Annotated in this window: 18 protein-coding genes, 1 pseudogene and 1 riboswitch; of the genes and pseudogenes, 15 read left to right on the top strand and 4 right to left on the bottom strand. The window is 47.0% G+C overall.

Annotation, left to right across the window (positions count from 1 at the left end):
- The first annotated feature begins 27 nt into the window (after nt 1-27).
- The 4 genes and pseudogenes from nirB to MMY81_RS00645 all read left to right on the top strand — a co-directional run bounded on the left by nirB (nt 28) and on the right by MMY81_RS00645 (nt 3,617).
- Nucleotides 28-2,465 (top strand): annotated as a pseudogene (nirB, locus tag MMY81_RS34775) (nitrite reductase large subunit NirB).
- 18 nt (nt 2,466-2,483) lie between these two features.
- Nucleotides 2,484-2,807, top strand: coding sequence for a nitrite reductase small subunit NirD (nirD, locus tag MMY81_RS00655; RefSeq protein WP_252311222.1), 324 nt, complete (start codon nt 2,484-2,486; stop codon nt 2,805-2,807).
- 94 nt (nt 2,808-2,901) lie between these two features.
- Nucleotides 2,902-3,252: a hypothetical protein gene (locus MMY81_RS00650; protein ID WP_252311221.1), complete on the top strand. Its 351-nt coding sequence runs from the start codon at nt 2,902-2,904 to the stop codon at nt 3,250-3,252.
- On the top strand, nt 3,246-3,617 hold the full coding sequence (locus MMY81_RS00645; RefSeq protein WP_252311220.1) for a hypothetical protein: 372 nt from the start codon (nt 3,246-3,248) through the stop codon (nt 3,615-3,617). The genes MMY81_RS00650 and MMY81_RS00645 overlap by 7 nt, the downstream gene beginning before the upstream one ends.
- Before the next feature lie 2 nt (nt 3,618-3,619).
- Here MMY81_RS00645 and thiT read toward each other — a convergent pair whose 3' ends face one another.
- The gene (gene thiT / locus MMY81_RS00640; RefSeq protein WP_252311219.1) at nt 3,620-4,174 is read right to left on the bottom strand and encodes an energy-coupled thiamine transporter ThiT; all 555 of its coding nucleotides are present in this window, start codon (nt 4,172-4,174) and stop codon (nt 3,620-3,622) included.
- Nucleotides 4,175-4,227: 53 nt separating this feature from the next.
- Nucleotides 4,228-4,327, bottom strand: a riboswitch (TPP riboswitch).
- 116 nt (nt 4,328-4,443) lie between these two features.
- Here thiT and MMY81_RS00635 point away from each other — a divergent pair.
- The 11 genes from MMY81_RS00635 (at nt 4,444) to MMY81_RS00585 (ending at nt 15,385) form a co-directional block, all read left to right on the top strand.
- Nucleotides 4,444-4,731, top strand: coding sequence for a hypothetical protein (locus tag MMY81_RS00635; RefSeq protein ID WP_252311218.1), 288 nt, complete (start codon nt 4,444-4,446; stop codon nt 4,729-4,731).
- A gap of 28 nt (nt 4,732-4,759) precedes the next feature.
- Nucleotides 4,760-4,897 (top strand): hypothetical protein, encoded by a 138-nt coding sequence (locus tag MMY81_RS00630; RefSeq protein ID WP_252311217.1) that lies wholly within the window; start codon nt 4,760-4,762, stop codon nt 4,895-4,897.
- A 118-nt stretch (nt 4,898-5,015) separates the two neighbouring features.
- Entirely contained in the window at nt 5,016-6,761 is a 1,746-nt protein-coding gene (locus MMY81_RS00625; protein ID WP_252311216.1) for a carbon starvation CstA family protein, read from the top strand.
- A gap of 15 nt (nt 6,762-6,776) precedes the next feature.
- Nucleotides 6,777-7,040, top strand: coding sequence for a cory-CC-star protein (locus MMY81_RS00620; RefSeq protein ID WP_252311215.1), 264 nt, complete (start codon nt 6,777-6,779; stop codon nt 7,038-7,040).
- 31 nt (nt 7,041-7,071) lie between these two features.
- Nucleotides 7,072-8,010: an ArsA family ATPase gene (locus MMY81_RS00615; protein WP_252311214.1), complete on the top strand. Its 939-nt coding sequence runs from the start codon at nt 7,072-7,074 to the stop codon at nt 8,008-8,010.
- A 108-nt stretch (nt 8,011-8,118) separates the two neighbouring features.
- Entirely contained in the window at nt 8,119-9,114 is a 996-nt protein-coding gene (locus tag MMY81_RS00610) for an aldo/keto reductase (protein WP_252311213.1), read from the top strand.
- 220 nt (nt 9,115-9,334) lie between these two features.
- Entirely contained in the window at nt 9,335-11,116 is a 1,782-nt protein-coding gene (locus MMY81_RS00605) for a PTS mannitol transporter subunit IIBC (protein WP_252311212.1), read from the top strand.
- A 23-nt stretch (nt 11,117-11,139) separates the two neighbouring features.
- Complete coding sequence (locus MMY81_RS00600) at nt 11,140-13,239, top strand: BglG family transcription antiterminator (protein ID WP_252311211.1); 2,100 nt, start codon at nt 11,140-11,142, stop codon at nt 13,237-13,239.
- Between the two features lie 17 nt (nt 13,240-13,256).
- Nucleotides 13,257-13,694, top strand: coding sequence for a PTS mannitol transporter subunit IIA (locus tag MMY81_RS00595; protein WP_252311210.1), 438 nt, complete (start codon nt 13,257-13,259; stop codon nt 13,692-13,694).
- Nucleotides 13,695-14,831, top strand: a complete 1,137-nt coding sequence (locus tag MMY81_RS00590; RefSeq protein ID WP_252311209.1) for a mannitol-1-phosphate 5-dehydrogenase — start codon at nt 13,695-13,697, stop codon at nt 14,829-14,831.
- Nucleotides 14,832-14,908: 77 nt separating this feature from the next.
- Entirely contained in the window at nt 14,909-15,385 is a 477-nt protein-coding gene (locus tag MMY81_RS00585) for a hypothetical protein (RefSeq protein ID WP_252311208.1), read from the top strand.
- Between the two features lie 296 nt (nt 15,386-15,681).
- Here the strand turns inward: MMY81_RS00585 and MMY81_RS00580 are convergent, their stop codons facing one another.
- Genes MMY81_RS00580 through MMY81_RS00570 form a run of 3 tightly spaced genes read right to left on the bottom strand, consistent with a single transcriptional unit; the run spans nt 15,682 to nt 18,926 of the window.
- A complete protein-coding gene (locus MMY81_RS00580) occupies nt 15,682-16,794 on the bottom strand; it encodes a DEAD/DEAH box helicase (RefSeq protein ID WP_252311207.1) in 1,113 nt (370 codons plus the stop codon).
- A complete protein-coding gene (locus tag MMY81_RS00575; RefSeq protein ID WP_252311206.1) occupies nt 16,751-18,367 on the bottom strand; it encodes an SNF2 helicase associated domain-containing protein in 1,617 nt (538 codons plus the stop codon). Before MMY81_RS00575 ends, MMY81_RS00580 begins: the two co-directional genes overlap by 44 nt.
- Complete coding sequence (locus MMY81_RS00570; protein WP_252311205.1) at nt 18,291-18,926, bottom strand: SWIM zinc finger family protein; 636 nt, start codon at nt 18,924-18,926, stop codon at nt 18,291-18,293. Before MMY81_RS00570 ends, MMY81_RS00575 begins: the two co-directional genes overlap by 77 nt.
- Nucleotides 18,927-18,989: the final 63 nt, after the last annotated feature.

Here is an 18,989-nt window from a genome sequence, read left to right as displayed (position 1 = left end):
ATTATCAATTAAAGGAGTGTCTACAGCATGCGTAAAGAGAATATTGTACTAATAGGAAATGGAATGGCTGGTATTCGAACGATTGAAGAAATTTTAAAAAAAGAACCCGACCGTTTTGACATTACTATCTTCGGTAAAGAGCCTTATCCCAACTATAATCGTATTCTGCTTTCTAAAGTGCTGCAGGGCGACAGCGATATCAGCGAAATTATTTTAAATGACTATGACTGGTATGAAGAAAAAAATATTACGCTTTACTCGGGAGACGAAGCGGAGGAAATTGATAAAAAGAAAAAAATAGTACGCAGCAGGCAGGGACGCGAGTGCCCGTATGATCATCTGATTATTGCAACGGGCTCCAATGCATTTATGCTGCCTCTTCCTGGAGCGGATAAAGAAGGCGTTATCGCATTCCGCGACATAAAAGATACCGAAGAAATGATCAGCGCTTCGAAGAAATATAAGAAAGCAGTCGTCATTGGAGGCGGCCTGCTCGGCCTGGAAGCTGCGCGCGGTCTGCTGAATTTGAATATGGAAACTGAAGTTGTACATAACAGCAGCTACTTGATGGAACGCCAGCTGGATGAGACGGCGTCACGAATGCTGAAAAGTGATTTGGAAGCGCAGGGCATGCGGTTTCATATGGCAAAAGACACAGAAAAGGTGCTCGGTAAAAAACGGGTGGAAGGTCTTAAATTTAAGGATGGTTCCACGCTTGAAGCCGACCTGGTTGTCATGGCAGTCGGCATCCGTCCTAACGCGGTATTAGCCGGCGCTTCCGGGATCGACACGAACCGTGCTATTCTCGTTAACGACCATATGGAAACGAGTGTGAAAGACATCTATGCTGTAGGTGAGTGCGCCGAACATAATGGTATCGCCTACGGTCTGGTAGCTCCTCTTTACGAACAGGGAAAGGTGCTCGCAGAGCGAATCTGCGCCAAAGCACGCACAGGCGCAGGCTATCGGGATCTCTTACTTATACACAACTGAAAGTATCAGGTGTTGACGTGTTTTCCGCCGGAACCTTCCAGGATGAAGAAGATACAAAAGCGATCCGGGTTCATGACGAATTCGAAGGCATCTATAAAAAAGTAGTTGTCCGCGATAATCGGGTAGTAGGAGCGGTGCTTTACGGAGAAACAGCAGATTCTCCAAGGCTGCTTGAAATGATGAAAAAGAACCAGGATATTACCGGTCTGGGGAAAACAATTATTCTTCCGTCCGAACAGGAAGGTGGAGAAGCGGAGAGTCTGACCGCTGCTATGGAGCCGTTTGAAACGATCTGCGGGTGTAATGGTGTCTGTAAAGGCGATATTGTAGAAGCCATCCAAAAAGATGGATTAACATCGGTGGAAGAAGTAAAAAAACATACAAATGCCGCACGTTCATGTGGAGGGTGCAAGCCGCTCGTAGCGGACCTGCTCGCTCATACACTTGGAGATGAGTCAGGAGAAGGCCTGCAGGAAGAACCGATGTGCGGCTGTACCGATTTGACGCATGAAAAAGTCGGGGAAGAAATCAGGACAAAACAGCTGACGCTGACTAGAGAAGTCATGAATGTACTTCACTGGAAAACGTCAGAAGGATGTTCCAAATGCCGTCCGGCGATTAATTACTATTTAGGCGTAGCTTATCCGAAAGAGTACGAAGATGACCCGTCATCCCGTTTTGTAAACGAAAGAATGCATGGCAATATTCAAAATGACGGTACCTATTCGGTCGTGCCGAGAATGTACGGCGGAGTAACCAACCCGGATCAGCTTCGGAAAATTGCAGAAGTGGCGGATAAATACAATGTTCCCCTGCTTAAATTAACAGGAGGGCAGCGGATTGATATGCTTGGTATTCCGAAGGCTGACCTGCCGTCTGTCTGGGAGGATTTGAACATGCCTTCCGGTTACGCATACGCAAAATCGCTTCGTACTGTGAAGACATGCGTAGGAAAGGATTTCTGCCGATTCGGCACTCAGGACTCCATTAGTCTCGGGATCGCTATTGAAAAGAAATACGACCGGCTTAACACTCCACATAAAGTAAAAATGGCAGTATCAGCCTGTCCGAGAAACTGCGCGGAGTCCGGTATAAAAGATTTGGGAATTGTCGGGGTGGAAGGCGCCTGGGAACTTTACGCCGGAGGAAATGGCGGTGTTGATTTAAAAGGCGGCGAACTGCTTACAAAAGTCCAAACAACCGAAGAAGTTATTGATACGATCAGTGCTTATCTTCAGTACTACCGCGAAAACGCCAGATATTTAGAAAGAACCTCGCACTGGATTGGACGTGTAGGGCTGGATCATGTGAAATCCGTTATTCTGGATAATGAAGAAGAGCGTAAAGCACTAATTGCACGAATGGATACAGCCCTCGAAGCTCTTCCAGGCGATCCTTGGAAGTCCATTACGAGCAATGAGAAAAAGCGGGAAGAGCTGTTTGGGCAGAAAAAAGTAGAAGTTCTTCAATAAACAAAAAGGAGCGGGGCCATGGCTGAAATAACGGAAACAACCGCAGTATATGTAGCGGACGTAGAAGAATTTAAAAAGGGCATTCCGAAAGAAATATTTGTTAATGGAGAATCCATCGCTTTTTTCAAAACGAATTCGGATAAAATCAGGGCGATCCGAAACAGCTGCCCGCACAAAGGAGGTCCTCTTTCCCAGGGGATTGTCAGCGGAGATTATGTATTCTGTCCGCTGCATGACTGGAAAATAAGCACGGTGGACGGGAAAGCCCAGGCTCCCGATGTCGGCTGCACTCATTCCTATTCGGTGCAGGTGGAAGGGAACAGTGTCTATATACAAATATAAAAAGCGCTGACGATAGCAAATCCCTTATCTCAACTGATATAGTTGCGATAAGGGATTTTTTTGTCTATATCAAGTCGGAAAGGAAAGAATAGCGATGACGTTTGATGTATTGATGATAGGGCTGTTTTTTATTTTTATACAGGTATTTGCGAATATCTTTGTAAAAGGCCCAAGGATCAGAAGCTTTCGCTGGCTCTCTTTTTCGGGAGGAATTGCCGTAGCTTATATATTTGTTTATGTTCTGCCCGCTCTGCATGAAGAACAGGAAGCCTTCAGCGGCGAGCTTACAATGGAATCCGAGCTGTACATACTGGGCTTAGTAGGCCTGATGGTATTTTATACAGTGTTTAAAACAGCTGATGCCCAGCAGAAAAAAGGAAAACGGGATGGGGATGCATTTTTTTTTACATACAGGTTGGCTTCTTTACGCTGTATAATATGCTGATTTCCTATATTGTGTTTGCCTCTGATGTAGAAACCGTGCAGGGCGTGTTCTATGCACTGGCGGTAGGCCTTCACTTTATGTCCGTATCACACGATTTATGGCGTGAAGATAAAGAGCGCTATGAGAAAGTGGCCCGTTATGTTCTGGCTGCCGGTATTCTCGGCGGATGGCTGGTGGGTCTGTTCGTACCGTATTCTTCGCTTGGACTGGCTGTTGTATTTGCATTTATCTCAGGCGCAATGCTGATGAATGTATTAAATAAAGAGATGCCAAACGAAGAAAATGCGCACCTTCCTACGTTTCTTATTTCTGCAGGAGGGTACGCGATTATAGCGACATTGTTGAAATATTTCTTTCAATGGTAAAGTTAAAGTGTTTTTGGGGCACGAAAGAAGGCTGGGGAATATTTAGCCAGCAGCACAATAATAACAATAGTAATGAGTGCTTCCGGAATAAGGTAGGAAGCGTTATACACGGCTGAGTACAAAACGACAGGCATGTCGCCGGCATAAGCGCCGAACCAGATCACGCCGGAGGCAAAGTGATCAATAAATCGCAGCAGGGCAGCAAAGGCCACTCCGATCACGATAGATGCATAAGGAACTCCATTTGTGAACGATCGGGAAGTAATAAACAAACCGGCGGCGCCAAGAACCGTATAAGCTACTGGGTATTCGAGCACAAGCTGTACCGGATGAACAATCGTTGCCCCGGTAAAAAGCTGCAGGATGCCGACAATGAACCCGGTGAGCGCTCCCGCCTTCCAGCCGCGCCGGAAAGCGATAATAAATATAGGAATCATAATGAGAGAAATGGACCCTCCCATTGCCCATAAAGCACCGAACTGCACATAGCTCAAAATAATCGACAATGCGGCCATGAGCGAGATTTCAATCATAATGACGAGTCTTTGATGTTTCAATATACTGCTCCTTTCCCAACTACAGAGACAGGAAAGACGAGGCTTCTATATGTATAGAGCGTTCGCCACTTCCCTACGCTGGCATCACCCAGTTCAGGTTCCAAGAGTTGAGGCTCTGCCTCTCTCAGTCCAACGACACCTCTAGTGGTTTATATTTGTTTCCTCTCTCATCATACGGTTTCTGCCGGTAAAATCAAGAGAGAAGCATAAATCCAAATAAAGAAGGGTAAGGAACAGAAGAAGAATGAGAGAAAGGCTGGAATAATCGAATGAACATACCAGGCAATTTACTTTTGGCCTATTTAAAAGGAAGCGGGCTGTCGACGACAGTAACGCTGCTCATGCTGATTTTTTATATTGTAAGCTTAGGAGAAATCAGTGATTTTGAACTGCTTGCCGCCGTTCTCGTTTTCCATACATATATTGGGTCGCTTGCCGGTATGTTTCTGCTGCGGTTTCTGCGCCCTTTGGAAAATGGAATTGTCTATCCTATTCTGGGATTGTTATTTTTGGAACGGTGGGCTGCTGTACGGCCTGTTTATTATTTATACGTATAACCTTGAAGGCTACTTTATCGGTGTAACGATGGCTTCTTCGATCTCGTTTTTCTGCAGCCAGGTTGTTAAATCGAAAGGCGCCTCTTATTTACTGGCGGCTCTGGGACCGCTTTTTCTGCTGCTTATTTTTCTTTCCGTTCAGTTTATAGGTACTCTTGGCAGCTGATAAATTATGGAATAGCTATTAACTATCGTAATTCTCTGACTTTTCTTATATACTTTCCTTACGGCGCATAAATAAAGCGCTTTCTTTTTAAGGGTGAAAAGAGAAAAGGGGGAGTATGATGCCAGCTATAGTGTTAGCTCTTGTCGGTTTTATCGTATTTGCATTGGGCTACCGGTATTATTCAAAATTTATTGCAGAACGGATTTACCGGCTCGATCCCAATTTCCGAACGCCGGCCCATGAATTCAGGGACGGTGTCGATTTTGTTCCTACGAATAAATTTGTTCTCTGGGGTCACCATTTTACGTCTGTAGCCGGAGCAGCGCCTATCGTAGGTCCGGCTATTGCTGTCTACTGGGGATGGCTTCCGGCATTTTTATGGGTGATTCTCGGTACGGTGTTTGCAGCCGGCGTACATGATTTTGGAACGCTCGTGCTGTCTGTCCGCAACAAGGGGCAGTCGATCGGAACGCTGGCGGAGAAAATTATCGGCCGCCGGGCCAAGCTGTTGTTTTTATTCATTATTCTTATTCTTGTATTGATGGTAAATGCGGTGTTTGCCTGGGTTATTGCCAATCTTTTTATTACTTTTCCTGCCAGCGTTATTTCTGTATTTATTCAAATTCCGCTTGCGATCTGGATTGGTTATACGATCAACCGTAAAGGAAAAAGTATGCTGATTCCTTCCTTAATAGGGCTGGCTGTCATGTACAGCGCTGCAATTGCAGCAAGCTATATTCCTGCGCTTCAGATTGATCTGGTAAGCTACTTTGGAGGAGAAGGCAGCACCGTATTTGCCGGGCTTGATGCCGTTTCCGTTTCCTTTATGATATGGATTGCCGTATTAATGATTTATGTATACATAGCTTCTGTTCTTCCTGTATGGAAGCTGCTTCAGCCGAGAGATTTTATTAATTCCCATCAGCTGGTAATCGGACTGGCTATTTTGTATTTGGGTCTTTTCTTTACCTGGCCGGCCGCAGAAATGACAGCGCCGGTTACACGTAGCGTTCTTGATGTTTCCTGGTTTCCGCTGCTGTTTATTACGATAGCCTGCGGCGCTATTTCGGGTTTCCATGGCCTGGTTTCCTCAGGTACAACGTCAAAACAACTGAATAAAGAAACAGATGCCCGTTTTGTCGGCTACTTTGGAGCCGTAGGAGAAGGGGTTTTGGCTCTTATCACCATTCTTGCTGTAAGTACATTTTTTGCCACGCAGACAGATTTCTTAAATGCGTATGAAAGCTATAATGTAGCAAATGCGGATGGGCTGACGTACTTTATTGGTGGAGCCGGACAGCTTGCGGCCGGTATCGGTCTTCCGCCGGGAACCGCGGAAACGATTGTTGCGGTTATCGTTGTAAGCTTTGCGGCAACGACGCTTGATACATCTGTGCGCCTGATGCGCTACATTATTTCCGAGCTTGGTCAGGAATATAACGTCAAGCCGCTTACAAAAAAGCACGTAGCTACTTCTATTGCTGTCGGTGGCAGTATGGCACTCGTTCTTCTGCCTGGAGGCGACCGCGGATTTGGTTCCGGCGGCTACCTGCTCTGGCCGCTGTTTGGTACATCGAACCAGCTGCTCGCCGGTATCAGCCTGTTATTAATCAGCATCTGGCTGCGCCGGAAAGGACGAAACTTCCTATTTACCTTCGTACCGATGCTCTTCCTGTTATTTATGACTCTTTGGGCAATGATTAATCAGGTTGTGTTCCAATGGTCAGGATTAGGCGGCGGGGAAGCGCAGATTTTATTATTTGTGATGGGATCAATTATATTAGGATTCACTATATGGATTCTGCTTGAAGCAGTCATGCTGTTCCGCAGGGAACCGCCGAACACAGAACCTGATCAAGAGTAAAGGAGGCGCGTGAAAATGGGATTTCAGGAAACGGTCAAGCAGTGGCTGGCTTACTACGAAGAAGTGATCAGCCTGCCCCATCAGGCAGAGCGTAAAAGAGAGCTTCGGGATGAGGAAGACCTGTTTATGCTGCTCTGTTTTTCGGAGCTGCTCGGTCTCCCCAACCCGGTATCTTACTATACGCTGGAACTGTACCCGGAGATGCTGGAACATTTTCACGACTGGCATAAGCGGATGGGAATGGAAAAATCACCGCTTACCGGTATCCGCTGCTGTTAATAAATGAATCCAACGATAAGAAGGGGACGGAATGAAAACCTTATTTAAAAAAGAAATTTTGTTTTTTGGAGGAAAGGGAGGCGTTGGGAAATCAACCTCCGCTTCTGCTTTTGCCCTTGCCTCTGCAGAAGCAGGCTATCGGACGCTGCTCGTTTCAACAGATCCGGCCCATAATCTAAGCGACCTGTTTGACCAGACAATCGGTGATGAGAAAACCGCTTTGGCTGATAACCTGTGGGGGATGGAAATTGATCCCCAACAAGAAGCCCGCCGCTATATTGAGAGGGTTAAGCAGAACCTTAAAGGTGTGGTTCGTTCCTCCATGGCAGATGAAGTAAACCGGCAGATTGATATGGCGGCTGTGTCACCGGGTTCGGACGAATCGGCTTTATTCGACAGGCTGATTCATATTATCCTGGAGGAAAAGGAAGCGGTGGACACGATCGTATTTGATACTGCGCCGACCGGGCACACGGTCCGGCTTCTTTCCCTGCCGGAAATGATGGAAGCCTGGATGGAAGGCATGCTCAAACGCAGAAGCAAAGTGAACGATAACTACTCGCAGTGGATGAATGACGGCGAGCCGGTGGAGGATCCGATCTATCAGATTTTAATGGAGCGAAAAGACCGGTTTTCGCGTGTGCGCCGTATTTTAATGGATCCAAAACGAACCGCCTGTGTGTACGTGCTTGTGCCGGAAAAGCTGCCTATTGCTGAAACCAAACGGGCCCTGCAGCTGCTTGAGCAGGTTAATATGCCGGTACCTGCTATTTTAATTAACAAGTGTATGCCTGAATCCGCGGGCAGCAGTCCGTTTATTCAAAAAAGACGGGCGCAGGAAGCAGATTATATCAAGCAGATTAAAGAAGCATTTCCCGGGCAGCAGCAGACGTACCTGCCTCTGCTGGAAGAAGATATTCATTCAATCGCTGATATTCGAACGATAGCAGAAGCCATCGTCCCCGATTGAAAAGAGCGTGCCGGAAGGCATGCTCTTTCTTTGTATGAGGCTTGTTTAAAAGAAAGATAAAACGGTAATGAGAATAGGATACTTGATTCAATTTGGAGGTTCTATAAAATGGAAACGACTAAAATTGCGAATACCGGGATAGAAGCTTCCCGCATCGGCCTTGGCACATGGGCGATAGGCGGTAAAATGTGGGGAGGCACGAATGAAGAAGATTCCATTAAAACCATTCATGCTGCTTTAGACAAAGGGATTTCTCTTATCGACACAGCACCTGCCTATGGATTGGGAGAATCAGAAGAGCTTGTCGGAAAAGCAGTAGAACAGTACGGCGGCAGAAACAATATTGTTCTGTCCACCAAAGCAGGATTAAACTGGACGGAAGAGGGCGGCATGTACAGAGATGCATCAGAAGCCCGTATTAAAAAAGAAGTAGAGGACTCCCTCCGCCGGCTCCGCAGTGATCATATTGACGTGTACCATGTACACTGGCCGGATCCGGAAATAGATATCGAAGAAACAGCAGCAGCTATGAAAAAGTTATTCGATGAGGGAAAGATAAGAGCAATCGGGCTCAGCAACTTTACACCGGAGCAGATAGATGTCTTTCAGGAAACGGCACCGGTTCATATTCTGCAGCCGCCGTATAATATTTTTGAAAGAGGCATTGAAGAAGAAGTTCTTCCTTATACGAGAAAGCACGATATAACCAATTTATCGTATGGAAGCTTATGCCGCGGTCTGTTGAGCGGAAAAATGTCATCAGACCGCACGTTCAAGGGAGATGACCTGCGCAACAACGATCCTAAGTTTCAGGAAGATACCCTGCCAAACTACATTGCTGCAGTGAATGAACTCGATCAATATGTGCAGAACAAGTATAACAAGCGAGTGATTCATCTTGCGATCCGCTGGGTGCTTGATCAGCCCGGCTCCGATATTGCCCTTTGGGGATCGAGACGGCCGGACCAGCTTGATCCGGTAGAAGAGTCCATGGGATGGAAGCTCGATGATACCGATCATCAGGCAGTAAATGAAATCGTCGATAAGCATATTAAAGAACCAATCGGCCCGGAATTTATGGCACCGCCTGCTAAATCAGAATAAGCCGAATAATAAGCCTGTCTCCATTGGAGACAGGCTTATTAAATGTTGTCAACAATGCTCCTGTCGAATTAGTGTTTTCCTTTCGTTGTAGACGCTCTGATAACGCTTTATTATAAAGATACAGCAATGATTACTACTTATCATCCAGATAACCGCTGTTCATGTAAAAAGTAATTAAATCATGACAGCATATCTTTTAATAAACAAGGAGGGTTTTACTATGAGTACAGCTCAAGGAGAAGCACAGAGCAAAGGCAGCATCCGTGCAAAGGTGCAGCGGTTCGGCAGTTATTTAAGCGGCATGATTATGCCAAACATTGGGGCATTTATTGCCTGGGGTCTTATTACAGCCCTTTTCATTGCAGACGGACCGATTCCGGTTGCCAATATTGAAGAGAGTATAGTCGGCCCGATGCTGACCTATCTGCTACCGCTGTTGATCGGTTATACCGGCGGACGGATGGTGCACGGCGATATGCGCGGCGGGGTCGTCGGTGCGATTGCTACGATGGGAGTTATCGCAGGAGCAGAGATTCCGATGTTCCTCGGCGCCATGATGATGGGGCCGTTAGGCGGCTTGGCCATTAAGAAATTTGACCAGGCGGTGGACGGAAAGATTAAGCAGGGCTTTGAAATGCTTGTGAACAACTTCTCCTCCGGTATTATCGGAGGTGCTCTCGCCATCTTTGGTCTATATGCAATTGGGCCGCTTGTTAGCGGGCTTACCGGTGCACTCGGAAGCGGTGTAGACTGGATTGTCGGTCTTGGCCTGCTGCCGCTCGTCAGCATTTTCATTGAGCCGGCGAAAGTATTGTTTTTAAATAACGCGATTAACCACGGTATTCTTACACCGCTTGGTTTAGAGCAGGTAAGCCAGACAGGGCAGTCCGTACTGTTCCTTTTGGAATCCAACCCGGGACCAGGTATGGGAATTCTTTTAGCCTACATCGTCTTTGGTAAAGGAATGGCCAGAAGCTCAGCAGCTGGTGCATCCATCATTCACTTCTTCGGAGGCATTCACGAGATCTACTTCCCGTATGTTCTGATGAAGCCGATTCTAATTCTTGCAGCAATTGGCGGCGGTATGGCCGGTATCTTTACCTTCCAGCTTTTCGGTGCAGGACTTGGTGCTACACCATCACCAGGGAGTGTCATTGCCTACTTTGTTCTGGCCAACCCAAGCAACTACCTTGGCCTTGCAGCCGGTATTCTGGCAGCAACAGCCGTATCGTTCGTCATCGCAGGATCAATTCTCCGCTTCTCTAAGCAGGAAGAAGAAGATCTAAGCGGTGCTGCAGCGAAGATGGAAAGCATGAAAGGCAAGAAAAGCCAGGCCGCTTCCCAGCTTGGAGGCAGCCAGCCGGTAGCATCTTCTGCTAAGGCTCAGGTAAACAGTATTATCTTCGCCTGCGATGCCGGAATGGGATCAAGCGCAATGGGTGCATCTGTCATGAAAGATAAAGTGAAAAAAGCAGGACTCGATATACATGTTACGAATTCAGCGATCAACCAGATTCCGGACAGTGCAGATATTATTATTACCCACAAAGACTTAACCGAGCGTGCGAAGGCAAAACGGCAGGACGCGGAGCACATTTCCGTTGATAACTTCCTCGGCAGCCCAAAATATGATGAGTTAGTTGAAGATTTAAAGGGAAGAGAAGGTGGAGGAGAGCAGCCTCAGGAAAAACCGCTTTCTGACTTTAACCCGCAGAATGTACAGAAGATCATCTTCGCCTGTGATGCCGGAATGGGATCAAGTGCGATGGGAGCATCTGTCATGAAAGACAAAATAAAAAAAGCCGGACTGGATATCTATGTAACCAATTCAGCGATTAATCAGATTCCGGAGGATGCAGATATTATTATTACCCATAAAGATTTAACCGAGCGTGCAAAAGCAAAACGCCCGGATGCAGCACACATTTCCGTTGATAATTTCCTCGGCAGTCCGAAGTATGATGAGCTTGTTGAAGGACTCAAGGAAAATAAAATCAGCTAAGCTTCACGAAAAGGGTGAACGATATGGACTATATTACAGCCCGTGAACGTGAACTCATGCAGTATCTGCTTTCCCAGCAGGGCATGGTGCCTATCTCGGAAGCGGCCCGGGAGCTTAATGTAAGCGCCCGGACCATTCACCGTGATCTGGAAGGCCTTGAAAAAAGAATAGAGCCGTACCATTTAACCTTAAGAAGACAGACAGGCCGGGGGATTGAAGTCATTGGCGAGGAGAGCAGCAGACAGGAAGTGCTGTCTCTTCTTCGTCATTCTGCTTTTTCCGACTACACGCCGGAAGAAAGAAAAACCCTGCTTCTCAGCGCGCTTCTGGAGACAAATGAGCCGGTCAAGCTTACTTCTCTGGCGGTTGAGCTTAATGTGACTACAGCTACAGTCAGCCACGATCTCGATAAAGCAGAGGAGTGGCTGTCTTTTTTCGATTTACAGCTTATTCGCAGAAGAGGATACGGCGTAGAAGTGATCGGGACCGAAAAATCAAGAAGACGCGCGATGAGCAGTTTAATGGTAGAGACATTTGGGGAAAATGAATTCTTTGACCTTATGAGGGAAACCATGAAGCAGAAGCCGTCATCCGGCGGTGATATATCAAACCGGCTGCTGGGCATGGTGGAGAAAGAGCGCTGGATGCTCGTGGAGGGCGTGCTTCAGGACTTTAAAAGCGAGCTGCCATATTCCTTTGCCGATAGTGCCTATATCGGCCTGGCGGTGCATTTAACGCTTGCGATAGAGCGCATCATTAAAGGTGAAAACATTGAAATCAATGAAGCCTATTTCCAATCGCTGCAGGAAACGAAAGAGTTTGCTGTTGCCGAGCAGCTTATATTACGGCTCGAGCAGGTATTTCAGCGCTCTATTCCGAAAGCGGAAATAGGCTACATTACGATGCATCTCCGCGGGGCGAAGCTTCGAAACGACCAGGAATATACGATTGACTTGGACAGTCTTCCTTCCGCGGTGCAGGCGAAATCCCTGATCCGGTTTGTGGAAGAAAAAGTCGGGAAAAATTTGACCGGTGACGAATCGCTCTTTCAGGGGCTTGTTGCCCATCTGGAGCCAACGCTTTACAGAATTAAGGAACGCATGAAAATTCATAACCCGCTGCTAAAAGATATTAAAGGTGATTATCCGGAATTGTTCTCCTTGATTAAGGAAGCAGCGGACGCCACTTTTTCACGATTTGAGCTGCCGGACGCGGAAATCGGTTTTCTTGTTCTTCATTTCGGCTCGGCGATTGAAAGGGCGAATACGCTGGAGCCCATGCATGCGCTGGTTGTCTGTTCGAGCGGCATCGGTTCTTCGAAGATGCTCGTCACACGACTGCAGAAAGAAATTCCTGAACTGCAGAAGCTGAAAAATATTTCGCTGATGGACCTGGAGGATGCTTCCAAAAAAGAGGGCTATGATGTTATTATTTCTACATTAAGCCTGCCGGACAGTGATCTCCCGCACATTGTCGTCAATCCTTTTTTAACAGATAAAGATATTAAGAGTGTCCAGACCTTTATTAGGGAACAGAATAAAGGCAGCCTGCTGCAAAAAAGACAGCCGGCGCCACCGGGAACGTCAGCTGCAGAAGAACCGTTGGAAAAGCTGGTGCAGTTTCAGACTTACACGAACACAATTCTGATGCTTCTGGACGGACTCGAAGTGGAAGAAATAGCAGAAAGCGGAGATCTTTCCAGGCAGCTGGAGGTAATGTGCCGCCGCGCTGCTGAGAACGGGATCATCCAGAATGAAGATGCCGTCCGTAATAAACTGCTGGAGCGTTATGCTATTGGAGGGGTTGCTATTCCTCATTCGGGGCTGGCGCTGTTCCATGCCAGGAGTATTCATATCACCCGGCCTTCCTTTACCGTATGGGATCTGCCGGAGCCCCGAGATATCCAGGCGATGGATGGGTCAGTGGAGTCCACGCACCGCATTCTGCTTCTGCTGGCGCCTGAATACGGTGAAAAAGAAATATACGAAGTGCTCAGCGCCGTCAGTGAGCAGATTATTGGGAGCTCCGAATCAATGGTGCGATTCCGTTCGGCGGATAAACAGCGGCTGACCCGCCATATGGGTGCGGCATTTCATGAATGGCTTAAAGATAAACTAAAATAAGACAGGAGACGATTATAATGAGCAGCCAAATACTAAAAGAAGAGAACGTCGTAATAGGAGCAGCTTTAAGTTCAAAAGAGGAAGCAATCCGCGCTGTAGGAAACATTCTCGTAGATCAGGGATATGTCGAAACCGACTATATTGCTTCAATGATGGAAAGAGAAGAGTTAACCTCCACATACATGGGGAATTATATTGCGATACCACACGGAACGGAAGATTCCAAAAGTCAGATTAAATCCTCCGGTTTATCTATTGTACAGGTACCGGACGGTGTTGATTATGGTGATGGAAACAAGGTGAAGCTATTGATTGGTATCGCCGGCAAGGGAGACGAGCATTTAGAAATCCTGTCAAAAATTGCCCTTGTGTGCTCGGATGCCGATAACGTGGAGAAAATGCTTCAAGCTACAACAAAACAAGAACTGCTTTCTCAATTTGAAGAGGTGCAATAAATGCTGGCTCTACAGATTGGGGCAGGAAACATTGGCAGAGGTTTTATTGGACAGCTTTTGTCCGAAGCTGGATTTGAACTATACTTTGCAGATGTGAATGAAGAACTAATCACCAAACTTCAAGAGCGGGGCGAATATACCGTCGAACTGGCCGATGAAACGCATCAAACAAGCCGGGTAAGCGGTGTCCGTGCGGTAAACAGCATGACAGAAAAAGAAGATCTGCTGGAGCTGATGGAACGGGCAGATCTGATTACCACAGCCGTCGGCCCGCCGATTTTAAAGCGGATTGCCCCGGATATCGCGGAAGGTCTTAAGCGCCGGGCCGCAAAGGGCACAGCTTCCAACGTAAATATTATTGCCTGCGAAAACATGGCAGAAGGTACAAGCCATCTACAGGCAGCAATTTACGAGCATTTGTCCAATGAAGAGCAGGCAGAAATAGAACAGTTTACCGGGTTTGCTAATGCAGCCGTAGACCGTATTGTTCCTGAACAAACGTCAGAAGACGGCCTTCACGTTGTCGTAGAGCCCTTTTTTGAATGGGTCATAGAGGAGCCGTCCCTTAAACCGGGTACGGAAAAAATACCAGGTGTGACATATGTAGATTCCCTGCCGCCTTATATTGAAAGAAAGCTGTTTACTGTTAACGCAGGACACGCTGCCCTTGCATATAACGGTGCCGCGGGCGGATGTGAGACGATAAAAGAGTCGTATGATAATGAAGCAGTAAGAAAAGCGTACTTTGGTCTTCTTGATGAAACGTCCGAGCTGCTCAGCCGCAAGCACGGCTTTGATAAAGCAGATATGATGGCGTACCGCGAAAAAATTGATGCACGGTTCCGAAATCCTTATTTATCTGATTCGGTAAAACGCGTCGGGCGCGGGCCCATCCGCAAGCTTGGAAAACAGGAGCGCCTCGTGCATCCAGCATTGGGACTGCTCGACTATGATGTGAAGCCGGAGTACATTGCAGAAACGCTTCGTGCACTTCTCACCTTTGAACATCCGGATGACGAAGAGGCAAAGGAACTGCAGGCACGAATCAAAGAAAACGGAAGGGAAGAAGCCTTCTGTTACTACAGCGGCCTGGACGCATCACACCCGCTGACAAGATTGGTATTTGATCAGGCATAATAGGAAAGGTCTCCCGGACAATCAGGGAGACCTTTTGTTATACTGAAAAAAAGATGTAAAAAAGGAGGCTGGCTATCGTGACAGATCCGTTTCATTATATCTCACGCTACCTTCCTGTGATTAAAAAAATACCGAAAGCAGAAGTTCTGCAGATCGGCGCTTTGTCTGAAGAACAGACAGCAGCAACTGCAGAAGCTGTCCGTCAGGCAAGAGGCACCTTAACGATCGTTGAAGCAGAAGGAGAGAAAGCTGCCAAGAAACTAAAACCAAACCAGCTTATCAGCGTATCAAGTTTAAGTGACCTGGAATGGAAACAGACCTCTTTGGACTGGGTATTTCTGCTTGTCCATACAGCATCCTACAATGAAGAAGTGCTGCTGGAAGCGCTCGGTCAGATCGAACAGGCCGTGAGATCAAAACGCTCAATCTGCTTTGTTCTCGAAACGGATGCTCCGGAGAAGTGGCAGGATATACTGCGGCGGGTCTTTATCAGCTGGCGGATTGTCGTAGATAAAAAGCAGGAAGAACGCCTGTTGTTTACCGCGCAGAAATAGTAAAAGGGTTGTCCCGAAAGGAAACCCCTGCCCAGCAAAATGCTGCCAGCCAAACCAGGTGCACGCTTTCGGCAGGCCATGCCTCATCTAAAGAGAAAACCTTTCTTTATCTTCAGCTATGGATGTTCTGCCCGAGTCGGCACCTGGTTATTTTTGTGTTTTTTTATAAGAATCAGCTGAAAAAATCAATAGCTCAACAATGTGAAAAGAACCTCATATCCTTTGTAAAAAGGATGTGAGGTTCTTCATTTATTTTCTTCCAGCATGATAAAAATACTTTTGTGCCAGCCCTTTTTTTATAAATCGAGAAGCTCACGGATATCGTCTTCCGATAAAGAAGAAAGGCTGCTTTCCCCAGTTTGAATCACCTGGTCAAACAATGCTTTCTTTTTGTCCTGAAGCGAAAGGATCTTTTCTTCGATCGTACCCTGCGAAATCAGCTTTACCACCTGGACTACGCGTTTTTGTCCGATACGGTGGGCACGGTCGGCAGCCTGGCTTTCAACGGCTGGATTCCACCAGAGGTCAAACAGTACAACGGTATCGGCACCTGTAAGGTTAAGGCCTGTTCCTCCGGCCTTTAACGAAATTAAAAAGGAGTCGGCCGAGCCCTCATTAAATTTCTCCGTCAGCGCCATTCGCTGATCGGACGGCGTTTTGCCGTCCAGATAAAAGTAGGATAGACCGGCTTCATCGAATGCTTTGGAAATAATAGAAAGCATGCTCGTAAACTGGGAGAATACCAATACCCTGCGGCCGTTTTCTTTGCTCTCTTTCATAAAGGCCATCAGTTCATCCAGCTTTCCGGAGCTTCCTGTGTAATTTTCAAGAAACATTCCCGGATGACAGCAGAGCTGGCGCAGCCGGGTAAGGTTGGCGAGAATGTTCATTCTATTAGAAGATAAACCTTCTTTGAGCTGCTGGCTTGTTTCAGCTTTAATGCGCTCCAAATAAGCCATGTAAGTTTCACGCTGCTGCTTGCTCAGTTCACAGTATAGAGAGCTTTCAATTTTATCCGGAAGTTCCTGTAACACTTCCTTTTTCGTACGTCTCATAATAAATGGAGCAATGCGCTGCTTAATTTGGTCCGGGGACAGCTGCTTAAACTTGGATACTTCAGGGAAGAGGCCGGGCATGATAACGGCAAACATCGACCAAAGCTCTTCCAGCTTGTTCTCAATGGGCGTGCCGCTTAAAGCGAAAATTCGGCCGGCATCCATTCGTCTTACTGCCCGGAACGATTTGGACAAATGATTTTTAATGTTCTGGGCTTCATCAAGAATAAGGCCATAGAATACACGCCCCCGGTACAGCTCTTCGTCCCGGCGCAGAAGCGGATAAGATGTAATCCATACGTCGGCTTTTTCATAGGAGTCCCATTGCTTTTTTCCGCTGCGGTTTGGTCCCATGAATTACTTCAATCTTAAGGTCAGGGGTGAACCGATGGGCTTCCTTTTCCCAATTATAAATTAAAGAGGAGGGAGCTACGATGAGAAAAGGCGGCGCTTCAGGATTTTTCTGGCGTTCGGATAGAATATAAGTCAGCGTCTGAAGCGTTTTTCCCAGTCCCATATCATCGGCTAAAATACCCCCGAAGCCGTAAGCTGTCAGTGCTTTCATCCATTGAAAACCGAGCTTTTGATAGTCGCGCAGATCAGCATTGAGTCTCTCGGGAAGCTCCACTTCAAATGATTGGGGATCGCGGATGTGGCGGATCAGATCTTCCATTGTAGCCGAAGCATTCCAGCCTGTGCTTTCCCGTGTTTTGTCATCGAGAAGGAGCGTTTTATAGGAAGGCATGCGCATTCTTTTGTTTTCTGTATTTTCTTCGGTGACAGGCGTGTCCTGGAGCAGATCCTGAAGGTTTTTCATCCAGCTGCTTGTTAAAGAAACGTAGCCGCCTTCTATTGTTTTGTAATACCGCTTTTTTTCCTTTAGTGCTTTCATCAGGTGAAACACGTCTTCCTCGTTCAAGTCGGATGTTTCAAAGGAAATATCGAGCCATCCCATAGAAGGGTCAAGAGCAGCTTCGACCTGCAGCGTTTCCGGTGGAATAAAGGTGCTTTCCGCTGCACGGCTCATAAATACATCAGCCTGCTTTTTCAGCTCCGGCAGAATATCCAGGAAGAATAAAGCAATGTCTTCTTCCCTCGAAAGAATCAAACGCTCGCCGTTCCAGTGAAAGCCGGCTTCTTCAATAAATTGAAGAATTTCTTTTTCCTGCTTCGTATCACGCACAAGAATAGCCTTGTCTTCCGGTGTCTGCTGCTCTGTGACGGCATGTATTGAATAAGGGCCGTAGGAAAACAGGGGATCGGCTGTCAGGCCGTTTTCCTTTTTATCTAGATAGATCTTAGCTTGAAGCGGCTGTTCTTCGATAGAGGCGCGGATCGATTCTGTCATTTCCAGCTTCTCGGTCTGCTCGAGCGGAGCCACGATCTGCTTGTAGACCTGGCCGACTTCTTCTGAAGACAGCGGGAGCCTTCCCTGCGGGGTGTCCATCAGCATGTGAAACAGCAGGACGATATCGCGGTCCGCTTCCGGGTCAATTTTATACAGCCGGTCATTCCAAATATAATAGGAGGTCAGGCTGATCCGTTTAGGTGGATAGGAAACCGCTGAATAGGAAATAATATAATCGTTGTCTGTCTGCTGCATATCAAATGTGCCGGGGAACTCTTCTTTGACCATAAATGGCACCAGCTGGTTCCGGGTGGAGGATTGGATAAAGACCTGCCGGCAGGCAGTCAGTCGTCCAAGCATCTGCTCCGCTGCAACAGGCGGTACCTGAATAGAGCGGGGAGATGTTTCAGAATAGCCAAATGATGCGGTCCGCCCGTCTTTCTGCCATTTTTGATTACGGACGATATATTCAAGCATCTTTAATGACTGCAGATCTTCTTCTTTAAAATAATGATAGGTTGGAATCAAAGGTGAAGTTTTTCGTAATAGGAAGCAGAGAGCGCTGGCGGATGGATGCAAACAGCTCCTCCATATTTTTGACGACGTAGAGCTTGTCTACGCCGATCCGCAGCTGCACGGAGAAATACTTTTCCTGGGCAAATGTATAATCGGAAAGAAACTGCAGCACGAATTCAGCGCGCATCGGTTCCCCGACTGATTCTACTGTTGTCAGCCTGCCGGAGAAGTGATCCATAAAAAACTGACGGAGGGAGGAGGTAGCCTCTTTTTCACTTATCTGCTTTTTCTGTGCCGGGTCGGAGAAAAAAGAAGAAACTTCCGGTCTCTGCAGGCTGGCAAGCTCAATCATAACAGCAGCCATATGCTTACATACATGCATGCCGTCACGCTGGGCCGGACAGGTGCAGGAGCCATCCTCCCATTCTCCGCTTTCCAGGAAAAAGAGTTCTACTTTGTACATGTCCTGTCCCTGCACGCTTGCTTTTACTTTACTGATCGTGCCGTTCTGCTCATGCTGAATGCCTTTTATATATCCTCGTTCATAGTAATCAAGTCCTCTGGCGTAAACGGTTGGGCGGCTAAAACGCCGAATCTGTTTTTTTTTAGGTATGTAAGGCAATGCCTCATCTCTCCTTTTATCACTGCTTAAACGTTTATTTTATCACATTTTCCTGAAAATCAA

The organism is Sinobaca sp. H24, assembly GCF_023845525.1.
Note: the sequence above shows the minus strand (reverse complement) of the source record. Positions and strands in the feature narration are given on the sequence as shown.